Annotated in this window: 12 protein-coding genes and 1 pseudogene; 6 read left to right on the forward strand and 7 right to left on the reverse strand. The window is 59.6% G+C overall.

Annotated features, from left to right (window positions below):
• The 4 genes from QW868_RS33030 to QW868_RS33045 all read right to left on the reverse strand — a co-directional run.
• Window positions 1-1,396 (reverse strand): condensation domain-containing protein (locus tag QW868_RS33030; protein WP_316179698.1); only part of this gene is annotated, 1,396 nt, incomplete at its 3' end.
• 49 nt (window positions 1,397-1,445) lie between these two features.
• A complete protein-coding gene (locus QW868_RS33035) occupies window positions 1,446-1,655 on the reverse strand; it encodes an MbtH family protein (protein ID WP_316232521.1) in 210 nt (69 codons plus the stop codon).
• 51 nt (window positions 1,656-1,706) lie between these two features.
• A complete protein-coding gene (locus QW868_RS33040; RefSeq protein ID WP_316232522.1) occupies window positions 1,707-2,315 on the reverse strand; it encodes an acyl-homoserine-lactone synthase in 609 nt (202 codons plus the stop codon).
• A 302-nt stretch (window positions 2,316-2,617) separates the two neighbouring features.
• Window positions 2,618-3,343, reverse strand: coding sequence for a LuxR family transcriptional regulator (locus tag QW868_RS33045; protein ID WP_315774297.1), 726 nt, complete (start codon window positions 3,341-3,343; stop codon window positions 2,618-2,620).
• Window positions 3,344-3,985: 642 nt separating this feature from the next.
• Between QW868_RS33045 and rfbC the strand changes: the two genes are divergently transcribed.
• Genes rfbC through rfbA form a run of 4 tightly spaced genes read left to right on the forward strand, consistent with a single transcriptional unit; the run spans window position 3,986 to window position 7,400 of the window.
• The gene (gene rfbC, locus QW868_RS33050; RefSeq protein WP_316232523.1) at window positions 3,986-4,555 is read left to right on the forward strand and encodes a dTDP-4-dehydrorhamnose 3,5-epimerase; all 570 of its coding nucleotides are present in this window, start codon (window positions 3,986-3,988) and stop codon (window positions 4,553-4,555) included.
• Between the two features lie 2 nt (window positions 4,556-4,557).
• On the forward strand, window positions 4,558-5,607 hold the full coding sequence (gene rfbB, locus QW868_RS33055) for a dTDP-glucose 4,6-dehydratase (RefSeq protein WP_316232524.1): 1,050 nt from the start codon (window positions 4,558-4,560) through the stop codon (window positions 5,605-5,607).
• 8 nt (window positions 5,608-5,615) lie between these two features.
• Window positions 5,616-6,521: a dTDP-4-dehydrorhamnose reductase gene (gene rfbD / locus QW868_RS33060; protein WP_315785584.1), complete on the forward strand. Its 906-nt coding sequence runs from the start codon at window positions 5,616-5,618 to the stop codon at window positions 6,519-6,521.
• Window positions 6,522-6,524: 3 nt separating this feature from the next.
• On the forward strand, window positions 6,525-7,400 hold the full coding sequence (rfbA, locus tag QW868_RS33065) for a glucose-1-phosphate thymidylyltransferase RfbA (RefSeq protein ID WP_315733691.1): 876 nt from the start codon (window positions 6,525-6,527) through the stop codon (window positions 7,398-7,400).
• A 1,554-nt stretch (window positions 7,401-8,954) separates the two neighbouring features.
• Here rfbA and QW868_RS33070 read toward each other — a convergent pair.
• From QW868_RS33070 to QW868_RS33080, 3 genes and pseudogenes are all read right to left on the reverse strand, one after another.
• A pseudogene (locus QW868_RS33070) lies at window positions 8,955-9,227 on the reverse strand (ATP-binding protein); the annotation flags it as partial.
• A gap of 1,126 nt (window positions 9,228-10,353) precedes the next feature.
• Window positions 10,354-11,553 (reverse strand): hypothetical protein, encoded by a 1,200-nt coding sequence (locus QW868_RS33075; RefSeq protein ID WP_315778450.1) that lies wholly within the window; start codon window positions 11,551-11,553, stop codon window positions 10,354-10,356.
• Window positions 11,550-12,425, reverse strand: a complete 876-nt coding sequence (locus tag QW868_RS33080) for a DUF6502 family protein (protein WP_315714183.1) — start codon at window positions 12,423-12,425, stop codon at window positions 11,550-11,552. Before QW868_RS33080 ends, QW868_RS33075 begins: the two co-directional genes overlap by 4 nt.
• 101 nt (window positions 12,426-12,526) lie before the next feature.
• On the opposite strand from QW868_RS33080, the gene QW868_RS33085 reads away from it, so the two are divergent.
• Together QW868_RS33085 and QW868_RS33090 are read left to right on the forward strand one after the other, a co-directional pair.
• On the forward strand, window positions 12,527-13,747 hold the full coding sequence (locus QW868_RS33085; protein WP_315778452.1) for a glycosyltransferase: 1,221 nt from the start codon (window positions 12,527-12,529) through the stop codon (window positions 13,745-13,747).
• Between the two features lie 169 nt (window positions 13,748-13,916).
• The coding region (locus QW868_RS33090) for a hypothetical protein (protein WP_316232525.1) at window positions 13,917-14,278 on the forward strand (362 nt) is incomplete at its 3' end.

Raw genomic sequence — 14,278 nt, forward strand, 5'->3', positions numbered from 1 at the left:
TCAGAGACGGCAATATCGTCGGCGGCACCGCGCGCACCGTGTCATTCCACTCCGCCAGCACCCGACGCCGCTCCGCCGCGTCGAGAATGTCGATTGCGCCAATCGGCCGACTGGGATCGTGTGCGATTGCCTCGACCAACCTCACGAGACGTTGCTGGTGACAGGCGAGATCGTTCGAGGTGTAAAGGGCGGGATTAGCGTCGAAATCAATTCGAAGCCCTTTTCCATCTCCACGGTCGTAGACGAAAATTGCGAGGTCGTCGGCCGAGCCATTGGAGAGGTTGTGAGTCGTTGCGGAATGGCCGCCGAACCGGAGGTCGTAGTCGAATGGCTCGATATTGATGACAGTGGTAAAAAGGTGCCCGTTGGTGGAAAGCAGGCTAAGATCCCGCCTGAGGTCCTCGTATCTGTAGGACTGGTGTCGAATCGCTTCGCGGACCTGCCTTCCCACATCGCGAATGAGTGCCGTCGCGCTCATGCTCGGACTCATCGCCAAACGTAGCGGCACGGCGTTGGCAACCATGCCGGGAACACGCCGCAGCCGTCCCTTGGGCCGGGCGGCAACCGGCAGGCCAACGACCAAATCGTCAATACCTGTCACGCGATAGAGATAGGCTGCGATCGCGGCGATCATGATCTGTGGGAGACTTGCGCCGCTGGCCTGCGCCGTTGCGCGCATCGCCTTCACGCTTCCAGCACCGAGATGGGTCGTCTGGCGGAGAAGGCCACCGACATTTTGCCTTCGCTGATCGGCAAGACTAAACGCAACCGGGCGATCGGCGAAGTGCTTCAGCCAATACTCGCGGTCGCGTGCAAATCGTTCGGAGCTCCGATACGCGGTCTCTTCTTCGAGGAGAAGCGCCAAAGGACCGAAAGTACCTTGTTCGGGAGCGCGTCCCTCGGTGAGCGCCGTGTAGATCTCGGCGACGCGCCGGGCGAAGAGCCCGCCGGTGAAACCGTCCATGACGATGTGATGGCTGCGATGATACCAGAAATAGTGATCCGCCGCGGCCTTGAACAATGCGCAGGTCCAAAGCGGCCCTGTCAGCAGATCGACCGGTTGGGTCAACTCTGCCATCATCCAGCTTTCTGCTGCCGCCCGCGGGTCAGGTTCGGAGCTAACGTCGATGAATGGAAAGGTCGTATCCAATCTGCGGGGAATCATCTGGCGAATTCCATCACTTCGCTCGATGAACCGCACTCGCACGGTTTCCGCTTCCATCCCGGCTTGCCGCAAGGCCGCCTCGAACAGCGGGGGATCAATCGGACCGTGTATCTCTATGGACTCCGCAAGATTGAATATCGAGTCCGGCGAACTGAACTTCTGCGCAAACCACATGCCCGTCTGAGCCGCGGAGAGTGGCAATACCTGTGAAGGTTCGTTGATCGCGTTCACGGCTTCCCCAACCATGTATTATGCCTTAGACGGATGATCGAGTCTGCGGCTATGCCGGATGGCTATCAGCGCGGGCTCTCGGAAGCATGTCCGTCCAGTTTGTGTCGATGTAGTCGATGCAGGCCCGGCGGCTGTTCTGTGCGTAGACCACGGACCAGCCGGCCGGAATCTCCGCAGCTGCGGGCCAGAGCGAATGTTGACCTTGGTCATTGAGCAGGACGACGAAGGTGCCGCCCTGATCATCGAAAGGGTTACTCACGTCTCGTGCTCCGATCTCGACTAGGGGATGACTTCAGTCGTGAGCCCACGATCAGGTCGCGGCTGCGTGCGCGAGGCCCACACGCGCTTCAAGCTGTCGAAGGATTTGTGTAGACACGTCAAGCTGTCCGGCCATGGCGATGGTGTTGCCGACTCGGCGCGCGGGGCCGAGGCGCTCGAGTCGCCAGCCAGCCCGCCGCAGGACTCGCTCCATACGCACGTCGACGACACAAGCGATCGTGTTTATGCCGTTCGACAAACTGAATTTCAGAACTCCGATCAGCAGATCGTAGGTCGCTTGTGATATGCCCGATTGAGTGCCGCCGGTGTTCCCGCTCACTGCAAATCGGCTGGCTTCCCACACGCGTTCTCCGCGAGGCACGGCTGCCTTGGTCACAAGGGACGCAAAGATATCGCGAAGCATATTCGGACCGGTCGTCGGCAGGAGGCGGACGCAACCGTTCAGGATGCCGTGTCTGTCCATCGAGAGCAGATAGCGAGGCCGCAAGGCGTCGTATTCGTCAACCTCAAGTTCGCCGCTTACGATGACGTCCCAACCGAGCCGGTCCTTGAAGACCGCCTTCCGAAGACGATGCATTTGATACAAACCGCTACCGCTGATGTGGCGTTCTGCATTGTCCTTCGTGACAATTCGTATCATTGGCGTCCTCGTGCCGTCCGTCAGGCTGGAGTATGACCCGGCGCCAACATCAGCTCGAGCTGTCTACCTTTGCAGGTATCCCGTGTTTGGGGACTGCCCTAGAGTCGGCGTCGGTAGCTCGCGAACATGCTGCGCTATGCACCGACGCGGCCACAACGGGTGGTGCCGACACGATAGACGGATGCGACACCAAGTGACCTCGAAGAGCGACGCTACGGAGAGCGACGCTATCAAGACGCGCATCTGCAAGCCCAGGCGCGGCCACTCCAAGGTCGCGGCACTTCGGACCGCTCGACGAACGGCTACATGCTGATGATGTCGTACGCCAGTCCCTTGGCGACCGCCTGTTGCACGGTCGCAACTCCGAGCTTGCGCTTGGCATTCTGGGTGTGAAAGACAACCGTTCGTCGGCTGACGTTTATGATTTCCGCTGTGTCCAAAGCGCTCTTTCCGCGAGCTGCCCATTGCAGGCAGACCCTCTCGCGCTGTGTCAGGTATGGGCGAGGCGATGACGTGGGCGATGGCGTTACGTCACGCAATTGCGCATACAGGTAGATCGCAATGAGATGCAGCTGATGGCGGTATTTCTCGACTTGGGATTCGAACGCCGGACGGGAATTGCCAGCCGAGAGCGTGAGTGTGGCAACTTTACCCTGGCGATCATGGATCGGAATCGTGACACCACGCCGAATGTTGAACTCGCTGGCCTCTTTTAGAAGCCCCTTCTGCCTGTTGGTCAGCCCTGCATCAAATCGATCAGCCGACCAAGCGAAGGGAAGCGTCGTTGTAACCGAGCGGGCGATCACCGGATCGATCCTGTCGTACCGATTTGCACAGTACCGCTCCACCCAGGAACTTGGATACGTCGTCATTGCCAGTGTATCGTCTTCGTCACCTCGCGGCGTGAAGCTTAGATAAGCGAAACATGGAAAGCCGTACTGATCCAAGGTCTGTCGCAATAGACGCTCGATTTCATGCGCGTTGTCGCATGTCGTCAGATTTTGAACGAATTGTTCAAATACCCTCATGTCGCACCCCCTTGCCTACGACAGCCGCGCCTTTCTTCGAGCTGATCCATAACCGATTTGGGGGATACGGCGACACTTCTGGTCCCTGTTGGTGATGTTGCCGTCGGACCATTGCGTTGGCGGTGAAGATCATCGTGACCATTGACCGTTGGTTACTTACTTGAATTCGTGCCTTCCTGAGCTGCCACCACAGCATTCATGTTGGTTTATGAACGAGGATAGGCTGCATAACGACTCTCCAAGCTTCACATCCCCACCATCAGACGAATCCGAAGCTAAGGATTCCGCCGAGCTCACGGACGATGCCCTGAAGTTGATAGTACCTCGACGCATTCAGAGGTTGCAAATGAAAATTGCACGACAATCAGATTTGGAACAGCATTGCTGCGAGTTCTCGTAGCTGCGTCGCAAAGCCGCAGCCTATCGAGCTGACGAAAATCCAATCTTCTTTTTCATGAGCAGATCAGGCATCAGTTTGGTGGTGCTGCTGTCGGTGCTAACGAGATGCCGCGCGCGGGCTCGGCCTTAAGCGCGCCGGGTCACTCGCGACTGGACGCGCCTTGCAAAGATGCGGCTTCCCGCTATTGTCGCGCGATCGGACGGAACCTTCCTGGTGCTGGCACCTAATGAGCTTGGTGTGAAATGGATTTTCAGCATCTCGAAATCGATGGTCTTGTTCTCATCGCCCCCTCAAGGCGTGGTGACCATCGGGGTTTTTTTTCGGAGACCTTCCGCAAGGATGATCTGAGGGCACACGGCGTGATGGACGATCTGGTCCAGGAGAACCATGTCTTCTCCGCCGAACGCGGGGTGCTGCGCGGACTTCATTTTCAACTGCCTCCCAAAGCCCAAGGCAAGCTCGTTCGTTGCGTCGGAGGATCGATCCTGGATGTGACCGTGGACATCCGGCGAGGATCACCGACCTACGGACGTCATGTAGCGATCGAGTTGTCAGCGGCGAACTGGAAGCAATTGTGGGTACCCCCAGGTTTCGCTCACGGCTATGTGACCTTGGAAGCACCAGTCGAGGTTATTTATAAGGTGACCGACTATTGGGCCCCGGATCTTGAGCGAGGGATCGCCTGGGATGATCCAGATCTTGCAATCGATTGGCGATTAGCAGGCGAGCCCATTTTGTCTAAGAAGGATCAGCAGAATCCGCGGCTCAGTTCCGTTATCTCTCCCTTCAAGAATGCGCAGGGGAGCCACTGAACATGCACGTTCTCGTCACGGGCGGAGCAGGATTTATCGGCTCGGCGGTTTGTCGGCATTTTGTTTTTGACCTTGGCCTCAAGGTCGTTGTCGTCGACAAATTGACCTATGCCGGCAATTTGGCCTCGCTTGCGCTGGTTGCCGAGCATCCCAACTATGCGTTCGAGAGGGCCGACATCTGCGATGCAGATGCCCTGCAGAAGATTTTCATCAAGCATAGACCGACTTCCGTAGTTCATCTTGCAGCAGAAAGCCACGTTGACAGGTCGATCACCAGCGCAAATGCATTTGTCCAAACAAACGTTGTAGGCACCTTCACCCTGCTGGAGGCCACGCGCCGCCATCTCGACCATAATCCCCTGCTCGCCGATCGATTTCGGTTCGTCCACGTTTCGACCGATGAAGTTTATGGCTCGTTGGGAGAGACCGGACTTTTCACCGAACTTACGCGATATGATCCGAGTTCCCCCTACTCAGCGACGAAGGCCGCGTCTGATCATCTTGCAAAGGCCTGGCACAGAACCTATGAGGTGCCCGTCATTGTATCCAATTGCTCAAACAATTATGGGCCCTATCAATTTCCTGAAAAGCTCATTCCGTTGATGGTCCTCAACGCTCTGCATGGGGAGCCGTTGCCGGTGTATGGAAATGGTCTAAATGTCCGGGATTGGCTGTTTGTCGAGGATCATGCGCGCGCGCTGGGCTTGATCCTCGAGAAAGGAGTTCCAGGCGAGACCTATAATGTCGGCGGTCGCAACGAACGCTCCAACATCGAGGTGGTAAGACAAGTCTGCGCATGCCTTGACGAACTGCGCGGGCCCGCACATTCGCATGACGGCTTGATCACCTATACCGAGGATCGTCCGGGTCACGATTTGCGCTACGCCATCGACGCAACAAAGCTCGAAACGGCTCTGGGTTGGCGCGCTGAGGAGACTCTGGAAAGCGGCATCAAAAAGACGGTCAGATGGTATCTCGAGCATCCCGCGTGGTGGAGGCCGCTGCGCGAAAACGTATACCGTGGCGAGCGACTAGGTCTTGGTCGACATTGAGCAGAACGATGCGTCTATATGTTATTGGGAGCGAAGGTCAGGTCGCTCGATCATTGCGGGAAGCTGCCGCAGCGAACCCCGACATCACGATCAGATGCTCCACGCGCTCCGACCTCGACCTGTTGCGCATCGAACAGATTGAAAGGGCTTTGGCGGAGTTCTCGCCAGACATCGTTGTAAATCCTGCCGCCTATACCGCTGTCGATCGTGCGGAGACGGAACCGGATCTGGCCTACTCGATCAATTCCAAGGCAGCTGGTGCGGTCGCATCAGCAGCAAGTCGACTGGATGTTCCCGTCATCCATCTGTCGACGGATTACGTTTTCGACGGCAAGAATCCGGCTCCTTACGTCGAAACCGACGCGACTTCGCCGCAGAGCGTATATGGTCGATCGAAGCTCGCCGGCGAAGTCGCGGTGGCGTCTGCCGCCGATCGTTACCTGATCTTGCGAACTTCATGGGTCTACGCGCCCTATGGCAACAATTTCGTAAAGACGGTCATGCGGCTCGCCCGGCAACGGGATCGATTGGGTATCGTCAACGACCAGATCGGCTGCCCCACTTACGCGCCCGACATCGCCGATGCCATCATTGCCGTCGCTCGGCAGATCGCGGGTTCGGGCTGGCAGTCTGGTCATGGCGGCGTCACGCATCTGGCGGGTCCTGACGAAATGAGCTGGTTCGAGTTCGCCAGACGCATCGTCCTCGACCTCGCAACGAGACGAGATTGTCCAGCCCGTGTTGAGGCGATCTCGACGAAGGACTATCCGACGGCCGCTGTTAGGCCGGCGAATTCCCGTCTGAACTGCGACAGATTGAACTCTGTCTTCGGGCTGCGCCTGCCTCACTCATCGCAATCCTTGCGAATCTGCCTCGATCGCCTGTGCGATCCCGCTCACGCCAATTTGGAGTAGATCTTGAAAGGCATCATTCTGGCTGGCGGAACCGGCACCCGCCTCTATCCCATGACGTTGGTGGTGTCCAAACAGCTCCTGCCGATTTACGACAAGCCAATGATCTACTACCCGCTAACGACATTGATGCTGGCGGGTATCAGGGACATACTGATTATATCGACACCGGGCGATCTTCCGCTATTTCAGTCCCTGCTGGGCGACGGCGGGCAATGGGGACTGACGCTATCCTATGCCGTGCAACCCAAACCTGAAGGCCTGGCTCAAGCCTACATTATCGGGGCAGATTTTGTGCGCGGCGAATCGTCAGCCTTAATCTTGGGCGACAACATCTATTTTGGCCATGGTCTGCCGGACATGCTTGTCAGGGCCGCTGGCCGCCGGTTCGGTGCGACGGTCTTTGCCTATCATGTCGCCGACCCCGAACGGTACGGCGTGGTTGGCTTCGACAGCACAGGACAAGCAACTTCGATAGAAGAGAAACCCGCAACTCCAAAATCGAACTTTGCCGTGACGGGGCTATATTTTTATGATCCCCAGGTGGTCGAAATTGCCGCCAGCATTGTTCCCTCCGCGCGAGGGGAGCTTGAGATCACCGACGTCAACAGGGTCTATTTGGAACGAGGGCTGCTCGCTGTTGAGCAAATGGGCCGCGGCTTCGCTTGGTTGGATACTGGAACACCAGACAGTCTCATGGCCGCCGCGGACTTCGTCGCGACCCTGGAGAAACGGCAAGGCTTTCGCATCGCCTGTCCGGAGGAGATCGCGTTCAAACAGGGTTTCATCGAGCAGAAGCAGCTGGAGCGGCTGGGGGCAGCGCTCGGCAAGAGCGACTACGCCAGATACGTGCAGGCTCTCGCCAAGGCAGCTGCTCTCTGATACGCGCGCGTTCCGAGATTGACGCTCGACGATTCGCGCTGATTGATGGCGCGCGCCGTGTGTTCGACAGGCCTCGGCGAGCTAGAAACGTGCTTCGCCGCAAACGTCTTGTGTCAACTTGTCCCGGAAGAGCCGTTTTGCAATCACTAGACCAGGTGTGGTGCCCTGCTGGGCTCGTCCCTTCTCATCGATGCTCTCGACGGCCCGACCCGCGGCTCGCTTGAATTACGCAAATGCCCAGTTGTCGAAGCTACGGTCCCTCGCGTGCACCGTAGCTAGGACCGTAGTTTTATAAGCCAAGGTTCGAAAGCCGCTTACTATTCAATGCTCTTGACTGACACCCCTTCCTCCAACGACCCGACGAGCCTCGCCGAGAAGGTCCGCCGATCCGCCCACCATCTTCCGGGGTTTCTGCTTTTGGTCGTGGGCCGGAGACCTTCTTCGGAAGGACTATGGGTGTATTTCCATCTCATCGATGGCACCTGGCTCGAGGCTAAGAACGCCCACTTCTAGGCCAATATCAGATCATGATGGATGGCTCATCATGGCACGACAATCTTCGGATCGAGCGCTACGACCGCACCTTGAGTTTAGCCGGGTCGACGCTCTTCTCTTTCGACCACGCGGCCACGGTTGATCAAGAAATGTTCGAATAACCGAGTCGTGGTTGACGCAAGTTGACTCGCAATCGGAAGGACGCTTGATGCGGGTGCGCGGGCTATACGTCGCAATCAGCTCGTCGCAGTTCGGTTCTCGGTCAGAGAGCGAGCGGCGCTTCCGGGGCCGCACTTGCGGCTTTATCGAGGGCCGACAAGGGTCCTCGGAGGAGGCGCAGCCCAGGGAATTGTTTGTTTCGTCGCCCAAAATGGGATAAATGGACCCTAGCTGTTCAGGTCTCGCGCCGAGGCCGCTTAAAGCTGCTGAATTGGTCTGCGCGCCGCAGATCGCCTGATCGACGGGACCCCAGCGCGCCGCTTGGGAAGTTCGAACATCCGAAACCCAATCAGACGAGGCCACTATGTGCGGCTTCTGCGACAATTGGCGTGCGCGAATTTCCGATAGACGACGCCGGCTCGAAAGCCTGAAATCGGCGCCCTCCCTGTACCCGATGGGCGCCTCCATTGACGCAGTCGGGGAGCTGCGACGGAAAATCGGCGTGTACGAAACATTGCTCGATCGGCCGCCTTGCGGGCCCGCCAGGACGTGAAAAACACGGCCTCCGCCCCTTTGGGCGGTGGCCGTTGCGCCGAGAACCTCCCAAGAACGATGAATCCAAGTCTGGGACATATTCTGGGACTTTTGGACCGGAAATCCCGGATTGTTCAGGTTTTTGTTCCATTTTTGCGCTCGGTCGAGAAGCCGGAGATGGACTAAAATTCCTTTAGCTTCAATTGAGTTACGGGACCAATTTCGCTCTCAAGCCGAAGCCGAGCCCGACATCTGGAATACTAGACGCAGCTGAAGCCCCAGGCCCGATGAAGACGCAAACCTCGACCCGCCTGCTATTGGGTTGCGGGTTTTTGAGATTTCGGCGCCATGCGACTCTAGGCCTTACTACTCTGGTGTGTCTATCTTCGCCCTTTGCGCGGCGGGTTTTGGCGATAGCGCTCGTCTTGTCGGAGCCGACTGGAATATCGGAGGCGAGATGGTGGCGTGATCGTCGTCTCGGCCTTTGAACCGCCAACCGTCGTTGCCGGTCTCGACGATGTCGCAGTGATGGGTCAGCCGGCCAAGCAGCGCGGTTATCATCTTGGCGTCGCCGAACACGCTGAGCCATTCGCCGAAGGCAAGATTGGTGGTGATAATTACGGAGGCGTGCTCGTAGAGCGTCCGAGAAAGGGAGCAGCGTCAAGCCGAGACCTACTTACTGCTAATTGGCTCGTCGACCGACGTCGTGCGCCGCCCCTCAGAATTCGACCACCGCTACAGGGTGAACGAACGTGGAAGCTCGTGAGGCGACGCCACGAAAAACGTCAATGTTCTCCGAGAGCTTCGAGCAAGCAGGCCCGCTCATAACGGTCTGGTTGCAGGTTCGAGTCCTGCCGGGCCCACCAGCGATCTCAATGAACGGCTTGTGTGATTTTGCCATTGCGGGCTCGGCGCACCAGAAACGTCCACTTTTCGTTCGTGCGGAAACACTGCCAGGTTCGGCGTCCGATGGCTCACAACGGCGACGTGCTGCCGTGGAGCTGGAAGCCGGCCGATCATGTCAAGATCTGAGGCCATGTGCAGCAGCCGGACGCCTACATCGGGCGTCTCTCCGCCTTCTTATTCGACATGATCGTCTTCTCTGTTCGATACTACACGGCTGCACATGAGCGGTCGACAACATAGCATTGGTCCGGCTTCCGTCGTGATCTCGCGGTGATGACATCTGGTGGTCCATCCGGGAGTCCGTGCTCAGCCCCGCCTGCCAAGCGGGCGCACATGTCCTCGTCAGGATCGCGGGGCAACACAGACACAATAGCGCGCTCGACCTCTCAATCGAGTTGTCATCGCCGGCAAGATAGCGTGCTCTCCGCATCCGCTTCGATCCACCAAACGTCTCTCCGCCGATCTGCGGAAACTCAGCCAATCTTCTGTCGTTGCACTGTCTGCGAGACGGCGCTCGCCAGAGCGGCGAGCGCCGTCGGGTTGTTCAAATTCTGCTCAGCCGCGGGCTCGTCGCTCCGTGCGTCGCAGAAACATCGCGCGGCGAATCCACCCGCATCGCCACGCCCTTGGGAATCGGGGAGGTCTTCACTACAACCATTCTCGCCCGAAATCGAACACCCCACCCTTTGCAGATCAATTACTTAGCTCGCCAAAAAGTCGCAAATCCCGATCTTCGAGCGCGAATCCGCGAACTCGGGCTAGCTGTTCGCAGCGCAGGTTGCTCGCGATGAATCGCATAGCGAAGCTGGACGACGCTGCGAGCGCGCGCCTCTCGCCCGCTCTGCCAAATCTTCGTTGTTCATCGCCGGCCGCGGCCGCCGCCCAGGCCGGGAGGACTGCCGCCGCCAAGGCCGGGAGGACCGCCGCCGCCCAGCCCGGGAGGACCGCCACCGCCAAGGCCGGGAGGACCGCCACCGCCAAGGCCGGGAGGACCGCCACCGCCAAGGCCGGGAGGACCGCCGCCGCCAAGGCCGGGAGGACCGCCACCGCCCAGCCCGGGAGGACCGCCGCCTGGCACAGTAGCGCCGCCCGGGACGTCCGAGCCGCCGGGCGTCGCGCCCGGAGTTTGCTCGGATCTCGTACCTTGGATCGAGTCACCCGGAAATTTGTTGACGGACTGGATGGATTCAACCCGCAAGCCACGGGAACTGTCAAAGGTGGCGTTCACGACCACGCGGGCATTACCTGAGGATGCGAAGCGACTATTGTCATGCGCGACATAGCCCGAGCCGAATTGCAGATAGCTGCCGACGCGGCGGACATAGCCTTCGATCGACAGACGGTTCGCGCCGAAGAAATCAGAGAGGTCGTCAGCCCTTATGCGCGAGATCTGCATCACGCCTTGCGTAACGCGGCCCTCAGCCTGAACACGTTGTCCGACGAGTGCGGCATCGGCGCCGTTGAGTCGCAACCCGCCTATTCGCAGGCCGCCGCGATCGCGTTCGAGTGGTCCGGAAACCCGCGTTGTCGCGTTAAGGCGTTGCTCGACCAGGCTTGAGACGATCACGCCGTCGATGCGGCGCACCCCGAAGACCGCGACATTGGCGCCCGGACGGCGCCAGCTTTCGTGGCCGGCCGCTATGATCCGCTGGCCCAGCACGGTCATCTCGCCGTCCCTGACGCTTTCGATAGGCCCCATCACCTCGCTGACCACGTTGACGCCGCGGGTGATCAGCGAACCGTTCGCCTGCGGCAGCGCCAGCACACGGGCCAGATGTCCGATCTTGAGCGCCTTCGCCGATACCGGTTCGCCATCGATCCGCACCGGGACGTTCGGCGCATAGCTGATGCGTTGGCCGTTGACGAAAATGCTGCCGAAACGCTGAATGACGCCAACAATGCCGGTGCCGCCGATGCCCTGATCGTGGCCACGCGTGATACCGGTGCCGCCGATACCCTGATCGCTGCCGCGGCGCACCTGCGCCCAGGCGGAGGACGATCCGGCAAGCCAGAGTCCCATAAGCAACGAGCGGCGCGAGATGACGGGCTGCTTGGTCATGACGAGCCGCCTTCGTCAGCATCACCATTCGCCGCGTCGTCCGGACCTTCGCTGTAAATGTAGATGCCGAAATTCCAGCGGTGGTCGCCGCCCTTGTCCCTGGCGAGCGCGCGGTTTGCTTCCCGGTTGGCGATCTTCAGGGCGTCCATGGCCAGTTCGCGCGAACGCCCTTCGAGACGTTTTGCGAGCTTGGCTGAAAGGCCGTCATAGTGCACCGCGCGTTCGAGGAAACGGGGTGCTGGCCCGGATACGTTTTCGGCGGCTGCCGCGATATGATCATGCAGGTTACGGCCGAGATAGTGCCATTTGCGCTCGTCGTCGCCGCGCGGAACGAAGCCGGTATCCACCAACACGATCTCTTCATCGCCGTTGATGGTCACGAGTTCGCGGTCCAGCCATTCATCCAGCACTGCGCGCGGGCGGACATCCTTCGTGATCGAACTGACGAGTTGCTCGAACGAGGGCGCATCGCCACTGGCCATGCGCGGCAAGGGCAGCGGATCGCCGTTCGCGTCCGTGAACTCCGGAGCGGCGAGCCAGCGTGCCATGATCGCGCTGGTCAGCGACAGAGTGGCAGGCGTTTCATTGACCGGCGCACCGGCGCCGCGCAGCCGCGCAACCTCCTTGCGGTGAATTCCGGTGAGCAGACTCACGCGGCTGTCGGTCTGCTCCTTTCCCTCCAGGGCAAAGTCGTGCTCGGCAACATTGACGAAAAGTTCTCGCAACAGCTGAGCCAGCTCAGGAAATGTCATTCCGCCGCGGATGCATAGCCGCACCAGCGGGCGCAGCAGGCGCGCCAAGGGCGCGCGCAGGCTCGCCGCCGCAATCGGCTGATGCGAAGCCGACTTCGATCTCCGGGATTTGGCGTTCATGGCGAAATTGTAGCGGCGAGTCCCGTGGGATACAATCCCACTTTTCCCTCGAGATCAATTGACGTGTGAAATTTTCCCACATATAAGGGAGGCGCTCAGTCATGGAGAGTTCGGCCATGCTCGCTCCCTCTCGGCGCCTCTCGGTGCTTCACATCTTCAATGACTGCTATCCCGACCTGTTCGGCGGAGCCCCGTCGGTGATCCGCGACATATGCGCAGGACTGAAAGACGCGTTCACCGCCTGCGTGCTGGTCTGCTCCAAGTCGAACGGGCAACGGCGCATCGTCGTGAACGGCGTAACGATCGAGCGCGTGCGCTCGTTCGGCGATGTAGGTTCGCTTCCGGCCGCGCCGACTTATCCGCTGCGGTTGTGGCGCCAGGTCGCCGATCACGATCTGCTCGCGCTTCATGCACCGTTTTCGCTCGCCGATCTCATGCTCGCCCTGGGGTTGGGCCGCGATCGACCTTTGGTCGTGCACTACCATGCGGACATCGTTTCGCATGCCGGACTGAGGTGGTTTATGAAGCCGCTGTTGCGCCGGACGCTGCGGCAGGCAGACGCAATCATCGTGTCCAATGCCATTCTGCTGTACAGCAGCCCGCTGCTGCAGGAATTCGCTGAGAAATGTCACGTCGTTCCGTTCGGCGTCGATGCCTCGAAGTACGATTGGCCGGAGCCGCGCGACAATGACGCTGCCGAACGCGATCGTGGACGGCTCGTGCTGGCTTGCGGGCAACTCGTTCCCTACAAGGGCTTCGATGTGCTGGTGCGAGCGGCGGTCGGCCACCGCTTTGAGGTCTGGATCATCGGCGAGGGTCCAGAACGGGCACGGCTTGAACGAATGATTCATAGCCTCGGCGTCGCGGATCGCGTCCGCCTGCTCGGCTCCGCTCCGAAGGCCAAACTCGCCAGTCTCATGTGTACAGCGGACGTCTTTGTCCTGCCGTCCGTGACCAATGCGGAAACGTTTGGCATCGCTCAACTGGAAGCGATGGCGGCGGGACGGCCGATCATCAATACATGGCTTGACACGGCCGTTCCACGCGTTGCGCGCCACGGCATCGAGGCCATCACCGTTCCACCCGGCAATCATGTTCGGTTGGCGGAAGCGATCGAAACATTGCTCCGCGATCCGGAGCGGCGCTGGCGCATGGGCCATGCCGCCCGGCTTCGCGCAACGACGCAATATTCCGTCGACGCCTTCGGGAAGGGAATCGAAACTGTCTATCGCCATGCCGTGATGACCAAGGCATCAAGCCGGTCGACCCTGGCTTCACGCCCCGGAACAATCGGAACGGGTCCGGAAAATCGACATTGCTGAGACTGATTGTGCTGAAACTCGTCGCGCAGGCTCAGCTCGCGATCACGATCCGTGAATAGTCAGGAAGGAGCTACTTATGTACTCGCAAAGCATACCTCTCGTAGAGAATGCGTGGGACGGGCCTGCGCGCGATCCAAACGGCCGATTCGATCCGCGGATTGGAAAGCCCATGAAACCGCCTGGCCGTTCTCCTCGCCCCTCCGGCCTCAAGGACGACAATATCGCGAGCGACCGGCCGTCGATTGGCAGGCGACCACTCCACACCCTTGCCCGGCTCGTTATTGCAGTTCTCATCGGTATCGGCGCCACCCTTGCCTGGCAGTCCTACGGTAACGCAGCAAGGGACAAGGTGGTGGCCCGGGCTCCATCGCTGGGCTGGTTGTTATCCGTCTCGACGACGAAGTCGCCAGCCATTGCTGCAACTGTCCCGGACCCGATGCAGCAGCTTGAGCCCCTGGCGTTCAATCTCGATGTCGTGCGGCGCAGCGTCGAGCAACTCGCCGGCAAGCAAGAGCAGATGGCCCAGAGCAT

Source organism: Bradyrhizobium sp. SZCCHNR1051, from assembly GCF_032489615.1.
Taxonomy (GTDB): domain Bacteria; phylum Pseudomonadota; class Alphaproteobacteria; order Rhizobiales; family Xanthobacteraceae; genus Bradyrhizobium.

Bases quoted from the DNA above. Each gene is read 5' to 3' on its own strand.
- QW868_RS33040 (WP_316232522.1), bottom strand. From the start codon at position 2,315: ATGATACGAATTGTCACGAAGGACAATGCAGAACGCCACATCAGCGGT.
- QW868_RS33045 (WP_315774297.1), bottom strand. From the start codon at position 3,343: ATGAGGGTATTTGAACAATTCGTTCAAAATCTGACGACATGCGACAAC.
- rfbC (WP_316232523.1), top strand. From the start codon at position 3,986: ATGGATTTTCAGCATCTCGAAATCGATGGTCTTGTTCTCATCGCCCCC.
- rfbB (WP_316232524.1), top strand. From the start codon at position 4,558: ATGCACGTTCTCGTCACGGGCGGAGCAGGATTTATCGGCTCGGCGGTT.
- rfbD (WP_315785584.1), top strand. From the start codon at position 5,616: ATGCGTCTATATGTTATTGGGAGCGAAGGTCAGGTCGCTCGATCATTG.
- QW868_RS33075 (WP_315778450.1), bottom strand. From the start codon at position 11,553: ATGACCAAGCAGCCCGTCATCTCGCGCCGCTCGTTGCTTATGGGACTC.
- QW868_RS33080 (WP_315714183.1), bottom strand. From the start codon at position 12,425: ATGAACGCCAAATCCCGGAGATCGAAGTCGGCTTCGCATCAGCCGATT.
- QW868_RS33085 (WP_315778452.1), top strand. From the start codon at position 12,527: ATGGAGAGTTCGGCCATGCTCGCTCCCTCTCGGCGCCTCTCGGTGCTT.